This is a genomic window from Streptomyces sp. KLMMK (assembly GCF_036961605.1).
Classification (GTDB): Bacteria; Actinomycetota; Actinomycetes; order Streptomycetales; family Streptomycetaceae; genus Streptomyces; species Streptomyces telluris.
Genome location: NZ_JBAMDC010000758.1, coordinates 1 through 1,168 on the forward strand (window position 1 = coordinate 1; position 1,168 = coordinate 1,168).

The window sequence follows — 1,168 nt, forward strand, 5'->3', positions numbered from 1 at the left end:
GCCGGAGCAGAGGCGGCGCGCACCCGCCTGCCCCAGGGGCACGACGGGGGCCCCGGTGGTGAGGGCGAGGTGGGCGAGCCCGCCGCGGAAGGGGCGGGGTGCCGCCTCGCCGGAGTCCCTGCGGCGGGGCAGGGCGCCCTCGCCGTAGATGAGCACGGTGCGGCCGTTCGCGAGCGCGGCCCCGGCCCCGTCGAGGGCCAGGACCGCCCGCGGGTCGCCGCGGTGGACGGGGACGTACCCCTCCCGGGTGAGCAGCCGTCCCAGCAGCGGGATCCGCCACAGGCCGGCGGCGGCCAGGGCGACGGGGGAGACCCCGAGCCGGTGGAGGGCGGCGAGCACGACCGCCGGGTCGGCGAGCGAGGTGTGGTTCGCCGCGACGATGCTGCCGGGCGCGGGCCCGGCACCGTCGTCGGTCGTTACCGTCAGCCGCCCGGCCGCGGGCAGCACGGCGGAGGCTATGCGACCGAGCACCGGGTCAGCCGTTCTGCTGCTGGGGCTTGGCCTCGCTCGGCCGGACGATCACGAAGCCCTCACCCTCCAGCTTGAGCTGGACGGCCTCGCCGGAGCCGCCGCGCAGCATGGAGCCGATGCTCTGGGAGCGGTGCAGCGAGGTGCGCAGGGAGGCGGACCAGCCGACGACCGCGTCGGTGTCCACGTGGACCGGGGCCTGGGCGGAGACGGGGATGACGATGGGGTTGCCCTCGCATATCACGCCGAGCTTCCCGTGGCCGCTGAAGACGGAGTTGAAGAGCCCGCCGCCCGTCATGCCCGCGCCCTTCACGGTCTGGATCTCGTAGGAGAGGGTCGGGTCGAAGCACAGGACGTTGCGGCCGTTGACGGTGAGGCTCTCGCCGGGCGCGATGTCGACGATGAAGCAGTTGGCGGCCTCGTGCGCGAACCACACCTCGCCGCGGCCCCGCACGGCCATCAGCGCCAGGCCCTCGCCGGTGACGGCGCGCTTGAGGAACTTGCCCACGCCCTGGCCGAGCTTCTCGAACTGCAGATCGCCCCGGAAGGCGACCATGGAACCCTGGCGCGCGTAGCACTCGCCGTCGACGGCGTAGACGATGGACTTGGCGTTGTGGACGGCCATGCCGGGCGCAGCGGCGGGCTTGGCCATGTTCTGCTGGGCGAAGAGGTCACTGTGCATGACGTGCATGATCACCCA

Annotated in this window: 2 protein-coding genes; both read right to left on the reverse strand. The window is 73.8% G+C overall.

The annotated features are described in order from the left end of the window. The coding region (locus V7793_RS37770; protein WP_336014267.1) for a lysophospholipid acyltransferase family protein at window positions 1-471 on the reverse strand (471 nt) is incomplete at its 3' end. A gap of 4 nt (window positions 472-475) precedes the next feature. After that, entirely contained in the window at window positions 476-1,150 is a 675-nt protein-coding gene (locus V7793_RS37775; RefSeq protein ID WP_336014268.1) for an AIM24 family protein, read from the reverse strand. Window positions 1,151-1,168 lie beyond the last annotated feature (18 nt).